Here is a 13,943-nt window from a genome sequence, read left to right as displayed (position 1 = left end):
CATGGCATACATTCTGGTACTCCCGGAATTCGGGCTTGTTGCTGACCCGTTGATCGGCGTTATCACTGCAGCAGGTGAATCACTCGCACCCGTCATCGAGAAGGTCGCAATCCTCGAGGCAACCAGTGACGATCTCGTCAACATGCTCTCAGGAGAAGGCAACTTCCTGGCCTCGTTCCCGAACAGGGAACACGGGCTGGCAATCGGTGGTACGATCACTTCGTTCTGGTACGGGCTTGCCATCGGACTACTCATTGCAGGAATCATTGCATTCCAGTTGATCAAGGTGAGCTGATATGGCAGACAAGAAATCACCAGCAAGTGGATGGCCGCTCATTAAGGGTGACTTTATCTCGGGTGACGCAAACAGCCCGGTGGCTGTTGTCACCATGGGGTCTCACCTCGACGAAAAGGGCATCTGTGACGCAGGCGCCGCTCTCTGCGGTTCCTGTAAAACGGAAAACCTCGGTCTCGAGAAAGTCATCGCCAACGTCATCGCCAACCCCAATATCAGGTTCGTCCTGTTCTGCGGTACTGAAGTCAAAGGACACCTCTCCGGCCAGACCTTCGGGGCACTCCACAAGGGCGGCGTCAAAGACGGCAGAGTCGTCGGCGCTGAAGGCGCTATTCCCTTCATCGAAAACCTCACGGACGCCCATATCAAGCGCTTCCAGGAACAGACGGAAATCGTCAATATCATGGAAAGCGAAGACGTGGGCGCCATCAAGGCGAAGATGAACGAACTCAAAGCCCGTGACCCGGGCGCGTTCGCCGGAGATGCTGTCGTCGTGGAAGTCAAAGAGGCTGGCGGTGGCGCTGAAGAGGCAGGCGGGGAAGTCCGTCCGCTCTCCGGTGAGATGGCACTTATTACTTCCCGCTTGAAGGTCATCGAGAAGATGGTCACGGATATCGGATACCGGGACAAGTTTGCCGCCGGGGTCTATTCAGGAAAGATCGAAGGCCTGATGATCGGTCTGATCATCTCGTTTGCCCTGGTCGGATTCCTTATGCTGGGGTGAACAAGATGTCAGAAGAAGCTAAATCAACCGGACCCGTCAGGATGGTGGCGATCGAGAACATGGTGGAGAACATCCGCTACAAGTCGCAGATCCTCGCCAGGACCAACAAGATTGACTCGGCAGTCTCTGCAGCCGGCTTTGTCGGCTTTGTCGCAGGGTTGCTCACGGCACTGATCCTGATTCTACTGCCGGCATTACTGATGAGGTGAAAGAGATGGCAGACAAGAAATCACCAGCAAGTGGATGGCCGCTCATTAAGGGTGACTTTATCTCGGGTGACGCAAACAGCCCGGTGGCTGTTGTCACCATGGGGTCTCACCTCGACGAAAAGGGCATCTGTGACGCAGGCGCCGCTCTCTGCGGTTCCTGTAAAACGGAAAACCTCGGTCTCGAGAAAGTCATCGCCAACGTCATCGCCAACCCCAATATCAGGTTCGTCCTGTTCTGCGGTACTGAAGTCAAAGGACACCTCTCCGGCCAGACCTTCGGGGCACTCCACAAGGGCGGCGTCAAAGACGGCAGAGTCGTCGGCGCTGAAGGCGCTATTCCCTTCATCGAAAACCTCACGGACGCCCATATCAAGCGCTTCCAGGAACAGACGGAAATCGTCAATATCATGGAAAGCGAAGACGTGGGCGCCATCAAGGCGAAGATGAACGAACTCAAAGCCCGTGACCCGGGCGCGTTCGCCGGAGATGCTGTCGTCGTGGAAGTCAAAGAGGCTGGCGGTGGCGCTGAAGTTGGCGCTGCAGCTGCAAACCCGCAGTTCCTCGAACTCGAGAAGAAACTCGACAAGATCGAGAAGAAGATCGAGTTCGTGGATGCAGAGGTTGCACAGCGTGTTGGACGAAAGATCGGACGGGATATCGGTATACTGTACGGCCTCATGGCAGGCGTTATCGTATTTATTATGCTGCTGTTCCTGTACCAGAAACTGATGGCAATGGTATAACGGAGGTGTAAACGAAATGTTCAAATTCGAAAAAGAACAGAGTGTCTGGGACTTCAACGGCACCAAGATCGGTGGACAGCCTGGTGAGTACCCGACTGTATTAGCGGCCTCAATATTCTACAACAAGCATGAGGTCGTGCTTGATGACAAGACAGGAAAGATTGACAAGGAAAAGGCAGAAGCACTGTGGAACCGGTGTCAGGTACTCTCTGACACGACCGGTATCCCACACTTCATCCAGATCCTCGCAGAATATCCAGAGGCATTCGAGAAATACATCAGCTGGTTTGACAGCATCGACAACAAGACCGCTTTCCTGATGGACTCATCAGTACCGAAGGCACTGGCACATGCATGCAAGTATGTGACGGATATCGGGCTTGCGCACCGTGCGATCTACAACTCGATCAACGGTTCGATCACACCGGAGAGCATTGAAGCGCTCAAGAACAGTGATGTGGATGCAGCCATCGTCCTCGCCTTCAACCCTGCAGACCCGTCCGTTGCCGGCAGAGAGAAGGTGCTTGTGGAGGGTGGGGTCGCAGGACAGGTTAAGGGAATGCTCCAGATTGCAGAAGAGTGCGGTATCAAACGCCCGATTCTCGACACTGCAGCGACCCCGCTCGGTCTCGGTTCAGGAAGTGCATACCGTGAGATCCTTGCCTGCAAGGCAATCCACGGGTACCCGACTGGTGGCGCATACCACAACATGACCGTTGCCTGGACATGGCTCCGCCGCTGGAAGGGGACGAGCAAGACCCCCTCGCTGCTTGCCGCAGGATACGCGGGCAAAGACGCCCTCCTCCAGCAGATGTCGCACCACTACCTTGGTGGTATTGAAGGCATCAAGCAGGCTGCCTGGTCAGCACCCGATATCGGCTGCAACATGATTGCAAGCACGCTCGGTGCAGATCTCATCATGTACGGACCTATCGAGAACGTCGAGGCAATGATCACAGCACAGGCCTATACAGACATCGCTGTCCTTGAGGCAATGCGCCCGCTCGGTATCGATGTCAAGGCAGATAACCATCCAATCTTCAAACTTATCTAAATTTTTTTATGCGAAGAATTCCGCAAAGCGGGATTCGAGCAGGAGAAGAAATTCTCAAATTTCTTCGATTTCCGAAGAACTACACGTAGTGCAATTCGAGTTAGAAAAGAACTCATCAGAGTTCTTCGAACTATTGAGACTGTTGAGCCAAGAGAAACTCTCTATTCAAGAAAATACAGATACAACGTTACCTGAAAAAAAATTGTTGAACGAGAAATTTTCAATAAACAATCCGACGATCAAACGTGGGAATAAAAAGAGTTTTGGGAATAATCACTCTTTCCGGGAGAGGATGCAGATGCAGCCGGCGATTGTTATACCGAGGATTGCAGCGAATGGGAGTGCCGCAGATTTCCGTGTGGGCGTGCTGGTCGGCACGGCTGTTGTCACGGTAGTATCCGGCACCACAGTTGCAGGCGGACTGGTGGGCAGCGCGGTGGTGACGGTGGTTGCAGCAACGGTATCATCTGTCAGCCGACCGGGATGGAGGGTATAACTTGTCCCGACACTGACCCTGTCTTTTGATAAACTGCTATCCTGAAGGTAGACACTCAGCGTCTGGTAACTGTGGCCGGCAAGGCCGGATTTGTCAACAGGTGCGTTCACTACATACACGGTATAAGTCCCAGGCTCGATCCCATTCCCATTGTTATTGTAATTTTCAATCCGTGAGGTATCCCATCTGAATGCCCACTCCTGGCTGCTGTCGACGCCAATCACAGTAAAATGTCCCTGATCGGCCCGCATTGATGTGTCTGTCAGAGTCACACCGTTCTCAGGAAGCCCGGGGCCTGTCATGAAGAGATAGACCTCATCACTATTGTAGGACACCCCATGAAGAGCGATAGTCTCTCCAAGATATCCTTCGTAATCGGTGCTGTAGCCATAGCCGGATACGCCTATGACCAGCACGCCGGCACAGAGGCAGAAGATGAGCGCACATGAACGGAACTTGTTAAACGGGTCCCGTGAAAAATATGCCATGGGTATCACCTGTTATAGAGTAAACCGCCGACGGGTTTATAGATTTGTAAACATGATGCCTTATCAAAGTTAAAGCGATAACAACAAGATATCAAAAGGATAGGAAGAATATGCTGATTCATCGCATAAGTAGAGCCGGTAGTATTGTATATGAGGGCCTTGAGCTCCTCGTTCACACGGCGGATCTCACGGGTCTTCATCTTTCCGGGTATATCGGAAGGGTAGGCATCGATATCAAAATAGGCAAGGAGGGTGTCACAGCAGATCAGCGAGAGCTTTTCTGATACCGTATGTTCCGCACGTAATGGTCGCCTCGGCATCCGAGAGGACGAGATATGCTTCATCATTCCCGTTGAAAAATGCCCTGAAATTATAAAGGGTTTCCCGCGATTCCCGGAGGGTTTGCAGATTAACATTGGAGAAAGACTGCCAGAGCCGGCCGTTTTTAGTAGAATAGGGGATCCTGTATGCCTTGCATCCGGTGATCCAAGTACACTATTTCCGTCGATGCAGTCGTGTGTTTACCGTGAAGGATGGAGGTTTAAGATGATAAGTTCGTGCGTTTTTCGGGTACACCAGCGCCCAATCAGGTGTTTATCACATACCACAGAGCATGGAAAAACGGGAGGGGATTCTGGAATTCCGATTAGAATTCCAGAGGGGAAAAGCCGTGTTTGAGTACTTTGCCAAACCCGTCACGGATTGTGGCATCAAGTGCGCACACGGGACAACAATAGTCATCCGGAAGATCCTCAAATTTCGTTCCGGGTTTAATACCACGGTTCGGCTCTCCTCGTGCTTCATCATATATGTAATTGCACAGCGAACAGAGGTAGCGAGTGGGCCGCCATTCTTCAAAGCCCCATTTGCCGATCCGCCCCTTACCCTGCTGGCCGCAGATGGGGCAGACATAATCGTCCGGAAGATCATCGAATGCCGTCCCTGCCGGGATACCGTTATGCGGTTCCCCGCGGAACGGTGAGTAGATGTAGCCGCAGAGCTTGCAACGGTACCGGGTCATATCCTTTGAGGCTTTTTTTACTACCGGTTTTTTCCTTGCCGTAGTTACGGGTTTCTTCTTTGCTGCAGCAGGTTTTGCGGCCTTTTTCAGACCACTTTTTTTTGACGCTGTTACTGCCTTTGCCATGAAAACTTCACCCTTGCGGCCTTTCCCGCACATGACGGGGAAAAGAATCCGCTCTACTGGAACATGGAGGGTGCCGGCTATTATATATTATGGATAATGCAAGCTGCAGGAGAAACACTGACAAGAGTGCCGGCCGTTTGGTTTATCCGGACACCACGTCCCCTGGACATTCGTGATATTGATATATGGACAGGACAAGAGAAAAACAGAGAACGGATACGGACGCGGGGGCACGCGTGACAGAAAACAGGGCCTACAAACGCTCGTTGGGATTATTCGAACTCGTCAGCCTTGGGGTAGGCGGGACAATCGGTTCCGGTATCTTCGTTGTTCCCGGGGTGGCAGCGAGACTCAGCGGACCCTGGTCCCTGCTCGCATGGGCAATCGTCGCCATATCGGCATCCTGCGTCCTCCTTTCGTTGTCATACGTTTCCAACCGGTTTACCCAAGGGAACAGTTTTTTTTCCCTGTTCGAATCTGTTTTCAGCGTGCATGTTGCCATCCCTCTCGTTGTCCTGTATATCATCTCGTCCATATTCGGCGTCTCGACTATTGCAGCAGGTATCGGGCAGTACATCGGGTTTTTCGATCTCTCCCACATCCTGCTCATCGAGATGGCTCTCATCGTGTTGTTCTGTCTCATCAACATTATCGGCATCTCATTTTCCGGTATGACGGAGAATGTCCTGACCACGCTCAAGATCGTACCCCTTGTCGCAATCTCACTCCTGCTCATACCGTTCATCCGGCCGGAGAATTTTGCCAGTACCTTGCCCCTGACCGGCTCCGGCCTGCTTGCGACCATCATCATCGTCTACTGGCCGTTTACGGGTTTTGAGATCAGTGCGATCCCTGTTGAGGAGACCCGGGACCCATCTCAGATCCGGAAATCACTCCTCATCGTGATGGGAATCGTCGTCTCACTCTATCTTGTTCTCAATATCGCACTGATCGGCAGCGTGGGGGTTGCATCCCTTGCAGCATCACCGGCCCCGATTGCGACGGCGGCGGGGATCATTTTCGCGCAGTCCGGTACGGTCGTCGCATTCATCGGGATCGTGGCAATGCTCTCCGCGCTGAATGCATATATTATCGGTACGTCCCGGGTGCTCCATTCGCTCTCCAGCCGGTTGTCCGTACCAAAACTCAGGAACCTGAACGGACGCGGCACTCCCGCATACGCCCTTGCCGCCGGTTGTTTTGCCAGTGCCGCACTCCTACTCCTCTCCAACCATTTCGAGGCGCTGGCAACCATATCCGTCATCACAACGCTCATCCCCTACATATTCTTCTGTTGTGCCTCGTGGATCCTGGTGACCGATACAAAATCGAGGCTGGTCTCGGCAGCCGGGGCATTCTCGACCGCTGCTATACTGGTCATCTACTTTATCGTCTAGGCCGCTTTTAACGGTCGGTCCCCGGAACACAAAAGACCCTCCAATTTTATCCCTCATTAACACGTATAAATTTGGTCAGACGACAATGGACCTCATTCCCGCCATTATCTACTCGTTTGCGGCCCTGTTTATCATCCTCGACCCCCTCCTCTCCGTGCCGATCTTCGCGGCGATGACCAAGGGCCAGTCCCCGGCTGAAATTCACAAGCAGGCGTTTATTGCAGTTGCTGTTGCAGGCAGCCTGATGTACCTGTTCCTGATCTTCAACAAGATGATCTTTGACATCCTCGGGCTCAACCTGCCCAGTTTCCAGATCGCCGGTGGTATCCTCCTCTTTATTCTCGGTATCCAGGAAGCACTCGGCATCGAGATCGGCCATTGCAAGGAGCATGCCAAGACCGCCGCAGGTGTAGTGATAGGAACACCGCTCCTTTGCGGGCCGGGGACCATCACCACGGTGATGCTCCTTTCAAAGGACTACGGGCTCCTCATACCTTTCGTAGCAATCACCCTCTCGCTGCTTGCCACATGGCTCGTCCTCTACTATTCAGAACTCATTCAGCGTGTCCTTGGAGAAGTTGTCACGGACATCATGGGAAAAATGCTCGGCATGCTGGTGGCCGCAATTGCCATCAAGATCATCGCATCCGGTATTATCGCGATCGCGGTTGTATAGAACCGGATACGCTTTTTTCTGCGGGTAACGATCACGAGTCCCGCTTCATTGAGAAGATTTCGACCATGTGGTGAGGGTGATACCTCATTTTTGCCTCGCGGAGACCTGCAACCCCGAGATCGCTTTCCCGGTTGATATACGTAAAATTCTTTGCCAGGCGTGTGGCGGTCTCGTTGTTGATTGCCTTGTAAATACCCTCGCAGTCGGGCAGGCCTTTCTCAAAATGCACGAGCGCCGTGTCACTCGTCATGGGTTCATAAAGGGATATGGCACCGACTTTTGAAAAGACCCTGATGACAAGCCCTTTCAGCGGAAGTTCATCGAAGTGGTCGATGGCAAAAAAGACCGCTTCCTTCTCATGGGCAAGCACCGGGTCGCCTTCGCACCCTTTCCACTCACACCACTCGATGAGGAACCGTTTCGCTTCCTCCCAGTTCTCTTTTTTTATCGGCTCGACAACATTGGTACAGTTTTTCCGGAACTTGTTGAGCTGGCGGCGGATCGTGAGATAATTTTTACCGGGAAGTTCTGCAAGGTCAGACGCCAGGTAGACATATTCAGAGTGGTTACGGTCAAGGACCAGGTTGATACCCGGGCAGACCTCCTGCATCCATGCCGCCGTCTCCGGGTAGATCAGGACGATCGGTTCATTGTCGCTGACATCGGATGCCAGCCGGATCAGGGAGTGGAGAAGCGCCGGGTTGCGGGGACCGATCGGAGAACGGAACCGGGTCACGCTGCCGATGGTACTGGCGATTATGACATTTTTCTCCACGTACGCATAGGTATAGTGGGCGTAATGGTTCCAGCAGACCATGTTCGTGAAGGTATTGTCCGAATGTACCTGCGGGTAATGTGTATAGTGCTTTTCGAAAAATGCCCGGTCCACGAGAGTCACGGGTTTGAAATCTTCCTGCCTGAGCATTATCGATCACTCTTCCACAACAGCGGGATATACCCCTGCATAGGATGGAATCCCAGCGGGCGGTAAAAGGTTTCTGTCCCCGGTTCTGCGATAAGACCGATCCAGGAAATGCCGGCACAGGAGCACACCCTTACGAGCGCTGCTACGATCTGTTTTCCGATCCCTTTCTTCCGGAATACCGGAAGAACAACAAGGTCCTGGATATATCCGTCAGAGATACCATCCGAGATTACCCTCCCCATGCCTATCGCATGTCCGGTCTTTTGATCCACGGCAACGGCGAATGCGAAACTCCCTTTCACAAGCCCGGGAAGAGTGTTCGGATCATACTTGTCCTTCCACCAGCCACCCGCGCGATAGAGATGCACGATCTCTTCCTCATCCCATGCATCCACGAGCCGGATGACCACATCATCGTCCACTGCAGTCACACCTTCCATTAATGGTTACATGGGTTTTGATGAAAAATTCTCTGTATGTACCATCATCCAAAGGAGATAGTTCAATAAAACAGGATACCACCGGGAATGAATGATCACGGATTATGCCGGCTTTGCTTTAGCTGGGCAATGGACATGTCGATGATTGCACCCAGCCCTTCCACGCCCCAGTGCTCGGAGTTCAGGATGATATGATAGATCGAGAGATCTGCAATGTCGATATCGTAGTACGAGCGGTAGCGGTCCGCTTCGCACTGTTCACGTTCAAGCGTCAGGCCCTTGGCAGTCTCTTCATCGGCCACCTGGTCGCGGAAGGCGATCCGCTTGATCCGGCAGCCAATCGGGGCATAGAGCCAGATCCTGAGATCGGCGTTGTCCACCATCCAGCCGGAGAGCCGGCCTTCCACAATGATGTCGTCCCGTTCCTGTGCGATCTCTTTCTGGCGGGCATCGATCATCATGTCATAGGACGGGTCCTGCCGTGCAAGATTGCCAAACCGGGCAAGTTCCATGTTGTGCTCTTTTGCCAGCTGGCGGAAGACCTCGCCGGCAGAGATCATAGAGAACCCGTGACGCTCCGCAAGGTACCGTGAGAGTGAGGTTGTCCCGCTCCCGGGCAACCCGCTCACGGTGATCCGCATCAGAGTCCCCCGATGTTCAAGGATTTGCGGATGACCTGGCTTAAGGTAATAGAACAGATCATGTACCAGAAGATCCACGCGGGAATGATCCAGATAGCCGCATCGTGCAGGTTGTGGGTGCCGAAATACGGCATGGTTATCGTGCTCTGGATCTGGGCAAGACGATACAGGAGCCAGAAGAAGATCGGCACGGTCAGAACGAGGATGTAGGCCATCGGCTTGAACTGCTGCTGGGACAGTTCAAGCTGTTCCTTCATCACCCGGTCTTTCTTGGCTTCCAGTTTCTTGATCTTCTTCTCGTCCTGGGAGAGCTGGGCCTCGCGGTATTCCGTCTGGAACTCCTTCATTCGCTCCTGCGACTCCGTCATCTTCTCATAATCGATGGTATATTTCTGCACGATCGAGGAATACAGGCCGGTGAGTGCAGAGAGGATAACGATCAAAATATAGAACGGGATCTTGAACTCCGTGACAAATGGGGAAAACAGACTATCCATGCCATGGCCGACCCCTTCACGCAACCACGGGACCGTGTACGCCCACATCATGAGGAACATGAAGCCGAACGTGATCCAGATGCTGTATTCATCCCAGAGCTTTTGGAAATTCATGCGTTCACCGGAGGACTTCCGCAAGCTCGGCCGCTGACCGGTCGAGCAGGAAATCGGCATTTGTGATCATTTTTATGGTGCAACCGGTCATCATCGCATACGCCGCGGCAATAGACCGGTTGAACTGCTGGTGTTCGGCGATCGAGCGGGACCCTTCCTTGTCCCGCGACCGTGTCTCGTCGGTAAGCCTCCGCATGAGGATCTGGTCATCATCGGTTTCAACGAGAATAATGATATCCGGCATGATCTCGCGGAGCACCCATTCAGGCAGTCCCGCAAGATAGCCTTTTGGTGTCTTTACCGAGGCATGGGTATCGATCAGGACATTTCCCGGGACCTGCGCAATGGCCTGTGCGGCCCGCTGCTGCAGCCGTTTCTGGACGGCGCGGTCCAGGGTCCGCATCTGGTCCCGGTCCCTGATGATGTTGTCGTTTTTGGCAACCTCGAACATGAAGGTGCCGAAATTGATCGACTGGTACTCGATGCCCTGCTCCTTGAGATTTTTCAATGCTTCGTTGACGACCGTTGTCTTGCCGACACCCGGTACACCGGTGATGATGACCTTTTTTCCTTCCATCCTCGTCCCTTTCCTAGAAATCACTCTTTACCAAAGAATGTCCGCATGAACGGATACATCTCCATGATCTGCTGGCTTGCGATCTCCTCGTAGAGGCGATAGGTAATACTCACCGTCAGCAGCAGTCCTGTTCCGCTCACCGAACCAATGACACCAAAGAGGTTTGCAACTACACTGAGCACACCAATGAAGACACCCCCGATGACGGTGACACGGGGGATATACCGGTCAAGGTACTTTTCCAGTACCTGCGGATTCCGGCGGTAGCCAGGGATGGACATACCCGAGAGCTGGATCTGGCGGGCAACATCTTTTGAGTCGAGCCCTGCCGTTTTGATCCAGAAGAGCGCGAAGATCGCACCTCCGACCACCATAAACGTGATATCTATTCCCATCCGTAATAGCACCTGCCATACCGCATGCCCGAGATCGGTTGTCCACCACATCCAGTTCGATGGACCGTTGATGGGGGCAAGATACCACATGATACCATTCTGTGGTGTCGAGCCGCTGAACGTCCCGAATATCGTAATGTTGACATTGGAAAGGAACATGCCCACCATCTGGATATTCGCCTGGAGCACACGTACGAGGATCATCGGCAGGACACTGGCATAGATCAGTTTGACCGGGAAGCGCGCCCGTGCCCCGCGCACCTGCGCGTGGGCAAGCGGGATCTCGATACGGGTGGATTCGACATAGACGATGATTAAGAAGATCGCGATGGTGGTGACGAATGCCAGCATATCCGTACCAAAGTAGGAGAGGTAATTACCACCGTCAAGACCGATGGCAACAAGACGCGGGAAGAACCCGACGGGATACTGGTCCTTGACATGGGCCCAGCTGATAAACCCGTTCACAAGTGCCTGGGATATACCGGCAATGATGAAGAGTCCTACACCGGAACCGATACCCCATTTTGTCACCACTTCATCCATGAAGAAGATGAGGACGCCGCCGATACAGATCTGGAGGAAGATTAAGAGGGATACTGCAAAGAGGTTGCCACCGAAGAACTGGTTTGCGATGACCGAATCGGGCTGCAGGAAACCGCCTACCAGGTTCGGGGCGGCTTCGACCACGATCATGACCATGATGAGGATCTTCTGGAGACCCATGTACATGACCTGTCCGCGTGTCTCGCTCGTGTCTATTCGCAGGATATCTGCGCCTTTGAGGAGCTGGAGCACGATGGATGCCGTGACAATCGGTCCGATACCGAGGTGAACGATCGAACCACTTGCTCCGGCAAGGAGTGCACGGTAAGCAGCGAGGATATCCGCGCTGTTGGGTGCCAGTCCAAACACCGGAATGTTCGTCAGGACAAAATACAGAACTAAAATTCCCACGGTCCAGATCAGTTTATTCTTGAAATGAACGTGGCCCTCCGGGCTCTTGACTGCGGGCATCGCAGCGAGCAGGGGTTCCATTCGATCCAGCAGGTCTCCCATTGTTTCACCAAAAAATTATGGTCGCCGTCAGACAACCTGGGTCTTTCCACCCATTTTCTCGATCTTTGCCTTCGCAATCTCGGAGAATGCCTGCGCGGAGATATTGATCTTCCGGGTGACCTTGCCGCTGCCAAGGACCTTCTCGATCCCCATGTCAGCAGTGTTGATCACGATCGCATCCCCTTCCTTCTTGGCAATACCCTGCGCGAGGAGCGAAGGAACGATCTGATCCAGTGCCCCGACATCGATGGCTGTTACTTCGGTACCGGTCTGATTGCAGAACCCGTCCTTACCGAATACCGGTCCACCCATCTCCTTGTACCACTTGACAAAGTGGTGGGCGTTGATACCGGCACGTCCCCTGCCGCCGCGGTTTCCTGCGCCACGCCGGTTCTTGTGGGTGCCGCCGCCGCATGTCCGCGATCCGCGGTATTTTGAGCGTTTGTTGGTTGGCATCCTGTTCACCTCATTTTATAGAGGAGAGTATTGATCTCCTGACCATAATAGCCAAGCGCTCCACCCTGGGGGAATGTACGCTTGGTGGTTTTGTATCCCTTGCGCGGGGGATGAAGGCGGAGTACAGGCTTGAGTCCCGGTACTTCGCGCAGCTTCGTCTCACCGCTCGCAAGCGCCTTTGCAAATTCGGTAATACCGCTATAAGTTGAGTTGGATTTGATATACTCATCCGTGAGCGGCGCATCCCCGATAACCCTGCCACGGGTCTGCAGGAGGGTGTCGATGGTTGCTGCATCCACTTCACCGTATGCTACGTAATCCTTGACTTTCCGGATCATGCCGAGGTTCTCGGGGGTATCCGGAATCAGCACACAGTGGTTAATGTGGTGCAGGCGCAGCATCTTCAAGGTGTCCTTGACATCCTGGCGGGTTTTCACGACGCCGCGGACCTGAACGACGGCGTACATTTACGTTGACCCCCCGGTCCGGATCATGTTGGTCTCCTTGAGGGCGTTGAAGGTCGCCTTGGCAAAGTTGATGGTCGTGCGGGTCTGTCCGCGCGCGAAGGTCCAGACATCCTTGATGCCGGCGAGTTCCAGCACTTTCTTGCTGATGTCACCGGTCACAAGCCCGATACCCTGGGGTGCCGGTTTGAGTGTGATCCTGACACTGCCTGCGGTCCCCTGCACCTGCATGGGGATCGAGTGCGTGACGTTGCAGCCGCATTCCCAGCTGCCGCAGCCACGGCGGACCTTGATGAGGTTCATCTTCGCTTTTACGATCGCTTTCTTGATTGCGTCGCCGACCTGTACGTCCTTGCCCTGGCCAAAGCCGATGTACCCGTTGCGGTTGCCGACAATGACAACAGCACGGAACTGGACACGCCGGCCGGAGTCGGTCATGCGCTGCATCATGGCGATATCGAGGACTTCGTCCTCGAGATCCGGAAGGAACGCATCAACGATCTGGGGTTCCTTGATGGGCCTGCCGCTTTCAAGGACCTGGTCAATGTTTTTGATTTCGCCCGAGGCGACGAGCTTGCCAAGACCGGTGACCGGGTGCCACTCTTCTCGTTCGTATGCCATTTATGCCAGCTCCTTTTTTATGGCTGCTGCCACCTGTTCGACATTTTTCACGATATCCCCTGCATTCTTGTTGTATGCGGCGATATGCGCTCCTTTGGCACGCTCATCCGACGGGAGGATCTCCTCGCCGTGGGGGATTGCGAGACCCGCCTCGACAGCTCCTTTCAGCGCTGCAAAGACACGTGCCCCCGGGGTTGCCCGGTTAAGACCGATGTCAAGGATTGCACTCTCCTGCTTTGCTTTCTTTGCTTTTACCGCAAAGAGCATGCCCGTAAGGTATGCCGCCGGTGTGCTGGAGGTTGACCCTTTGTATCCGTATTTTTCCAGCTCAGCAGAATTTGCTGCCACGAGGGTACGGTCGCCGTCCAGCTCAGCCGTGACGAGCTGCACGATGATGTGCCGGTTAGTTTTGCGGACGACCATCCGTGGTACGTCTGCAACGATCAGCCTCGTCCGCTGGTAGTAATCGGTTTTGCCTTCCCTCCGCCTGCGGAAGGGGACAAAATACCGTGGTCCTGTTGCCAT

General features: G+C 53.8%; 20 protein-coding genes. 7 read left to right on the top strand and 13 right to left on the bottom strand.

What is annotated here, in order from left to right; all coding sequences use genetic code 11:
• The first annotated feature begins 1 nt into the window (after position 1).
• Genes mtrB through mtrH form a run of 5 tightly spaced genes read left to right on the top strand, consistent with a single transcriptional unit; the run spans position 2 to position 3,025 of the window.
• Positions 2-295: a tetrahydromethanopterin S-methyltransferase subunit MtrB gene (gene mtrB / locus ABSG49_RS03440; protein WP_424024705.1), complete on the top strand. Its 294-nt coding sequence runs from the start codon at positions 2-4 to the stop codon at positions 293-295.
• A gap of 1 nt (position 296) precedes the next feature.
• Positions 297-1,019, top strand: coding sequence for a tetrahydromethanopterin S-methyltransferase subunit A (gene mtrA, locus ABSG49_RS03435; RefSeq protein ID WP_424024704.1), 723 nt, complete (start codon positions 297-299; stop codon positions 1,017-1,019).
• A gap of 5 nt (positions 1,020-1,024) precedes the next feature.
• Entirely contained in the window at positions 1,025-1,228 is a 204-nt protein-coding gene (locus ABSG49_RS03430; protein ID WP_424024703.1) for a tetrahydromethanopterin S-methyltransferase subunit F, read from the top strand.
• A gap of 5 nt (positions 1,229-1,233) precedes the next feature.
• Positions 1,234-1,971: a tetrahydromethanopterin S-methyltransferase subunit A gene (gene mtrA, locus ABSG49_RS03425; RefSeq protein WP_424024702.1), complete on the top strand. Its 738-nt coding sequence runs from the start codon at positions 1,234-1,236 to the stop codon at positions 1,969-1,971.
• A 16-nt stretch (positions 1,972-1,987) separates the two neighbouring features.
• Entirely contained in the window at positions 1,988-3,025 is a 1,038-nt protein-coding gene (mtrH, locus tag ABSG49_RS03420) for a tetrahydromethanopterin S-methyltransferase subunit H (RefSeq protein ID WP_424024701.1), read from the top strand.
• Between the two features lie 273 nt (positions 3,026-3,298).
• On the opposite strand, the gene ABSG49_RS03415 is transcribed toward mtrH, so the two are convergent.
• The 3 genes from ABSG49_RS03415 to ABSG49_RS03405 form a co-directional block, all read right to left on the bottom strand.
• Positions 3,299-4,009 carry a hypothetical protein gene (locus ABSG49_RS03415; protein ID WP_424024700.1) on the bottom strand — a complete coding sequence of 237 codons (711 nt, stop codon included), beginning with the start codon at positions 4,007-4,009 and terminating at the stop codon, positions 3,299-3,301.
• A 5-nt stretch (positions 4,010-4,014) separates the two neighbouring features.
• Positions 4,015-4,356, bottom strand: a complete 342-nt coding sequence (locus ABSG49_RS03410; RefSeq protein WP_424024699.1) for a hypothetical protein — start codon at positions 4,354-4,356, stop codon at positions 4,015-4,017.
• A 299-nt stretch (positions 4,357-4,655) separates the two neighbouring features.
• The gene (locus ABSG49_RS03405) at positions 4,656-5,156 is read right to left on the bottom strand and encodes a rubredoxin (protein WP_424024698.1); all 501 of its coding nucleotides are present in this window, start codon (positions 5,154-5,156) and stop codon (positions 4,656-4,658) included.
• Positions 5,157-5,392: 236 nt separating this feature from the next.
• Here ABSG49_RS03405 and ABSG49_RS03400 point away from each other — a divergent pair, with 236 nt between their 5' ends.
• Positions 5,393-6,553: an APC family permease gene (locus tag ABSG49_RS03400; RefSeq protein WP_424024697.1), complete on the top strand. Its 1,161-nt coding sequence runs from the start codon at positions 5,393-5,395 to the stop codon at positions 6,551-6,553.
• A gap of 85 nt (positions 6,554-6,638) precedes the next feature.
• On the top strand, positions 6,639-7,229 hold the full coding sequence (locus tag ABSG49_RS03395; RefSeq protein ID WP_424024696.1) for a MarC family protein: 591 nt from the start codon (positions 6,639-6,641) through the stop codon (positions 7,227-7,229).
• Positions 7,230-7,260: 31 nt separating this feature from the next.
• On the opposite strand, the gene ABSG49_RS03390 is transcribed toward ABSG49_RS03395, so the two are convergent.
• The 10 genes from ABSG49_RS03390 to ABSG49_RS03345 form a co-directional block, all read right to left on the bottom strand.
• Complete coding sequence (locus tag ABSG49_RS03390; RefSeq protein ID WP_424024695.1) at positions 7,261-8,154, bottom strand: DUF2156 domain-containing protein; 894 nt, start codon at positions 8,152-8,154, stop codon at positions 7,261-7,263.
• Positions 8,154-8,585 (bottom strand): GNAT family N-acetyltransferase, encoded by a 432-nt coding sequence (locus ABSG49_RS03385; protein ID WP_424024694.1) that lies wholly within the window; start codon positions 8,583-8,585, stop codon positions 8,154-8,156. The genes ABSG49_RS03390 and ABSG49_RS03385 overlap by 1 nt, the downstream gene beginning before the upstream one ends.
• 104 nt (positions 8,586-8,689) lie before the next feature.
• Complete coding sequence (gene cmk / locus ABSG49_RS03380; RefSeq protein ID WP_424024693.1) at positions 8,690-9,235, bottom strand: (d)CMP kinase; 546 nt, start codon at positions 9,233-9,235, stop codon at positions 8,690-8,692.
• Entirely contained in the window at positions 9,235-9,846 is a 612-nt protein-coding gene (locus tag ABSG49_RS03375; RefSeq protein WP_424024692.1) for a DUF106 domain-containing protein, read from the bottom strand. Before ABSG49_RS03375 ends, cmk begins: the two co-directional genes overlap by 1 nt.
• 4 nt (positions 9,847-9,850) lie before the next feature.
• The gene (locus ABSG49_RS03370) at positions 9,851-10,423 is read right to left on the bottom strand and encodes an adenylate kinase (RefSeq protein ID WP_424024691.1); all 573 of its coding nucleotides are present in this window, start codon (positions 10,421-10,423) and stop codon (positions 9,851-9,853) included.
• Positions 10,424-10,443: 20 nt separating this feature from the next.
• The gene (secY, locus tag ABSG49_RS03365; RefSeq protein WP_424024690.1) at positions 10,444-11,877 is read right to left on the bottom strand and encodes a preprotein translocase subunit SecY; all 1,434 of its coding nucleotides are present in this window, start codon (positions 11,875-11,877) and stop codon (positions 10,444-10,446) included.
• A 27-nt stretch (positions 11,878-11,904) separates the two neighbouring features.
• Positions 11,905-12,333, bottom strand: coding sequence for an uL15 family ribosomal protein (locus tag ABSG49_RS03360; protein WP_424024689.1), 429 nt, complete (start codon positions 12,331-12,333; stop codon positions 11,905-11,907).
• Between the two features lie 5 nt (positions 12,334-12,338).
• Positions 12,339-12,800: a 50S ribosomal protein L30 gene (locus tag ABSG49_RS03355; RefSeq protein WP_424024688.1), complete on the bottom strand. Its 462-nt coding sequence runs from the start codon at positions 12,798-12,800 to the stop codon at positions 12,339-12,341.
• Positions 12,801-13,418 carry a 30S ribosomal protein S5 gene (locus ABSG49_RS03350; RefSeq protein WP_424024687.1) on the bottom strand — a complete coding sequence of 206 codons (618 nt, stop codon included), beginning with the start codon at positions 13,416-13,418 and terminating at the stop codon, positions 12,801-12,803.
• Entirely contained in the window at positions 13,419-13,943 is a 525-nt protein-coding gene (locus tag ABSG49_RS03345) for a 50S ribosomal protein L18 (protein ID WP_424024686.1), read from the bottom strand. It lies immediately after the preceding gene.

It is taken from the genome of Methanoregula sp. (assembly GCF_049510175.1).
GTDB lineage: Archaea > Halobacteriota > Methanomicrobia > Methanomicrobiales > Methanospirillaceae > Methanoregula.
This window is presented reverse-complemented; position numbering and strand designations above follow the sequence as displayed.

Excerpts from the sequence above, each read along its gene's own strand:
- mtrB (WP_424024705.1), top strand. The coding sequence starts at position 2 with ATGGCATACATTCTGGTACTCCCGGAATTCGGGCTTGTTGCTGACCCG.
- mtrA (WP_424024704.1), top strand. The coding sequence starts at position 297 with ATGGCAGACAAGAAATCACCAGCAAGTGGATGGCCGCTCATTAAGGGT.
- ABSG49_RS03430 (WP_424024703.1), top strand. The coding sequence starts at position 1,025 with ATGTCAGAAGAAGCTAAATCAACCGGACCCGTCAGGATGGTGGCGATC.
- mtrA (WP_424024702.1), top strand. The coding sequence starts at position 1,234 with ATGGCAGACAAGAAATCACCAGCAAGTGGATGGCCGCTCATTAAGGGT.
- mtrH (WP_424024701.1), top strand. The coding sequence starts at position 1,988 with ATGTTCAAATTCGAAAAAGAACAGAGTGTCTGGGACTTCAACGGCACC.
- ABSG49_RS03415 (WP_424024700.1), bottom strand. The coding sequence starts at position 4,009 with ATGGCATATTTTTCACGGGACCCGTTTAACAAGTTCCGTTCATGTGCG.
- ABSG49_RS03410 (WP_424024699.1), bottom strand. The coding sequence starts at position 4,356 with ATGATGAAGCATATCTCGTCCTCTCGGATGCCGAGGCGACCATTACGT.
- ABSG49_RS03405 (WP_424024698.1), bottom strand. The coding sequence starts at position 5,156 with ATGGCAAAGGCAGTAACAGCGTCAAAAAAAAGTGGTCTGAAAAAGGCC.
- ABSG49_RS03395 (WP_424024696.1), top strand. The coding sequence starts at position 6,639 with ATGGACCTCATTCCCGCCATTATCTACTCGTTTGCGGCCCTGTTTATC.
- ABSG49_RS03390 (WP_424024695.1), bottom strand. The coding sequence starts at position 8,154 with ATGCTCAGGCAGGAAGATTTCAAACCCGTGACTCTCGTGGACCGGGCA.
- cmk (WP_424024693.1), bottom strand. The coding sequence starts at position 9,235 with ATGCGGATCACCGTGAGCGGGTTGCCCGGGAGCGGGACAACCTCACTC.
- ABSG49_RS03375 (WP_424024692.1), bottom strand. The coding sequence starts at position 9,846 with ATGAATTTCCAAAAGCTCTGGGATGAATACAGCATCTGGATCACGTTC.
- ABSG49_RS03370 (WP_424024691.1), bottom strand. The coding sequence starts at position 10,423 with ATGGAAGGAAAAAAGGTCATCATCACCGGTGTACCGGGTGTCGGCAAG.
- secY (WP_424024690.1), bottom strand. The coding sequence starts at position 11,877 with ATGGGAGACCTGCTGGATCGAATGGAACCCCTGCTCGCTGCGATGCCC.
- ABSG49_RS03360 (WP_424024689.1), bottom strand. The coding sequence starts at position 12,333 with ATGCCAACCAACAAACGCTCAAAATACCGCGGATCGCGGACATGCGGC.
- ABSG49_RS03355 (WP_424024688.1), bottom strand. The coding sequence starts at position 12,800 with ATGTACGCCGTCGTTCAGGTCCGCGGCGTCGTGAAAACCCGCCAGGAT.
- ABSG49_RS03350 (WP_424024687.1), bottom strand. The coding sequence starts at position 13,418 with ATGGCATACGAACGAGAAGAGTGGCACCCGGTCACCGGTCTTGGCAAG.
- ABSG49_RS03345 (WP_424024686.1), bottom strand. The coding sequence starts at position 13,943 with ATGGCAACAGGACCACGGTATTTTGTCCCCTTCCGCAGGCGGAGGGAA.